The 2094-nt window shown below is 75.4% G+C and carries 2 protein-coding genes; both read left to right on the top strand.

All coding sequences use genetic code 11. The annotated features are described in order from the left end of the window. The first annotated feature begins 238 nt into the window (after positions 1 to 238). Complete coding sequence (locus B8460_RS13160; RefSeq protein WP_199445644.1) at positions 239 to 1138, top strand: LysR family transcriptional regulator; 900 nt, start codon at positions 239 to 241, stop codon at positions 1136 to 1138. A 26-nt stretch (positions 1139 to 1164) separates the two neighbouring features. Then, a complete protein-coding gene (locus B8460_RS13155; RefSeq protein ID WP_048862062.1) occupies positions 1165 to 2076 on the top strand; it encodes a helix-turn-helix domain-containing protein in 912 nt (303 codons plus the stop codon). Positions 2077 to 2094: the final 18 nt, after the last annotated feature.

Raw genomic sequence — 2094 nt, 5'->3', positions numbered from 1 at the left:
AGCCGCGCCTCCGCCGCCTGCGCCGCCCAGGCGGCGGCGGTGACGGCGAGCGACAGCAGCAGGCCGGGCAGTAGCCCGGCGGCGGGCCGCGTGGAGGCGGGGATGGGGCGGGTCGGCGTGATCGGACGGATATGCACGGGGCGGTTCCTTCACCGGCGGACAGGACGCGGCGACAGAAAAGGTGCCTTCGTGGCAATAACGCCAATACATTGTCCTCACGCGCGCATAATGTGTGGTTATGGCCATCAACCTGCATCTGCTGCGCCTGTTCGCCGCCGTGGTCGCCGCGCGCAGCTTCTCCCGCGCCGCGGAGGCGCTGCATGTCAGCCAGCCGGCGGTATCCAAGGGGGTGCGCGAGCTGGAAGGCCAGCTTGGTCTGCGCCTGCTGGAGCGCGGCCCGGGCGGCGTCGCGCTGACCGAGGCGGGGGCCGTGCTCGCGGCGCGCGCCGCGACCCTGTTCGCGGCGGAGCGCGACGCCGAGGACGATCTGGCCGCCCTGCGCGGCATACGCCGGGGGCGGCTGTCGGTCGGGGCCAGCACGACGATCGCCACCTATATGCTGGCCCGCCCCATCGCCGCCTTCGCGGCCGCCCATCCGGGGATCGACCTGCATCTGACGAGCGCCAACAGCCGGGCGATCGCCGAGGCGCTGATCGCGCGGGCGATCGACGTGGCGCTGGTGGAGGGGCCGGCGGTGCATCCCGCCGTGACGGCGACGGCCTGGCGCGCGGACCGCATGGCCGTGATCGCCGCGCCGTCGCATCCGCTGGTCCTGGCCGGCGCCCCGGTGCCGGCGGCGCGGCTGGCGGACGAGACGTTCATCCTGCGCGAGGTCGGCTCGGGTACCGGCGACGTCGCGCGGGCGGCGCTCGCAGCCCTCGGCCTCGCGGGCGGGCGACGGCTGGAGATCGGCAGCACGGAGGCGATCAAGCAGGTGGTGGCGGCGGGGTTCGGCCTCGCCATCGTCTCGGCGGCGGCGGCGGCGGATCAGATCGCGCTCGGCCGCCTCGCGGTGCTGGCGGTGGAGGGATTCGACGTCGTGCGGACCCTGTCGCTGCTCGCCCTGCCCGACCGTCCGCCGGGGCCGGCGGCGCGCGCCTTTCTCGACCTGCTCGCCCGCGACGCGCCGGCAGGCTAGCGTTCCCCGATCGGGGAGGGACGCGCATGGCGGCAGCCGAAGGGACATTCGGCGTCGGCGAGACGCACGGCATCTTGTGGCGGGACGAGCACGTGATCCACGCGGCGAGCGACGCGCTGGGCTGGCGCTCGGCCTATGCGTCGCTGCAGCGCGAGCGCCCGTACGAGGACGAGTACCGCGCCGTGCCCGACCATCTCGTGATCCTGCACCGCGACGGGCCGGTGGGCGTCGGCCGCGTGCTGGGCGCCGCGCGCCGGCATCGGACGGTGCCCCCGGGCGGGCTGTTCATCCTGCCGGGCGGGATGGATTTCGGCGTCCGGCTGGAGGGACGGCTGGAGAGCCTGCACGTCTATGTCCGGGACTCCGTGCTGCGCGAGGTGGCGGCCGAGTCCGGCGCGGGCGATCCGGCGCATCTGTCGCTGGTGCCGCGCCTGGGCGAGCAGGACGCGCTGATCGAACAGCTCATGATCGGGCTGGGCGAGGCGCTCGACGCGGACGAGCCGGGCACCCCGGTCTATGCCGACACGCTGGCGCGGGCGCTGGCGGCGCGACTGCTCCGCCGCCATTCATCGCGGGCCGGGACGCGCGCCGCCTCCCCCGTCCGCGGGGCGCTGCCGCGCGCGACGGTGGCACGGGTCTGCGAGGCAATGGCAGCCCGGCTGCAGGCGCCGCTCGGCCTCGATGACCTCGCGGCGGTCGCGGGATTGTCGGCGTCGCATTTCGCCCGCGGCTTCCGCGCGGCGACGGGGCTGCCGCCGCACCGCTATCTGATGCGCCTGCGCGTGGAGCGGGCACAGGTGCTGCTGCGCGCCACCGACCGGCCGATCGCGGACGTGGCACTCGACTGCGGTTTCGCGCATCAGGAACATCTGACCCGCGTGTTCGCCCGCCTCGCGGGCTGCACGCCCGCCGCCTGGCGACGCGCCGTGCGGACGTGAGGGCGCGGCGCCGCCGCT

This window comes from Acidisphaera rubrifaciens HS-AP3, from assembly GCF_000964365.1.
Taxonomy (GTDB): Bacteria; Pseudomonadota; Alphaproteobacteria; order Acetobacterales; family Acetobacteraceae; genus Acidisphaera; species Acidisphaera rubrifaciens.
Note: the sequence above shows the minus strand (reverse complement) of the source record. Positions and strands in the feature narration are given on the sequence as shown.

Coding starts and splice junctions, on each gene's coding strand:
- B8460_RS13160 (WP_199445644.1), top strand. CDS start 239: ATGGCCATCAACCTGCATCTGCTGCGCCTGTTCGCCGCCGTGGTCGCC.
- B8460_RS13155 (WP_048862062.1), top strand. CDS start 1,165: ATGGCGGCAGCCGAAGGGACATTCGGCGTCGGCGAGACGCACGGCATC.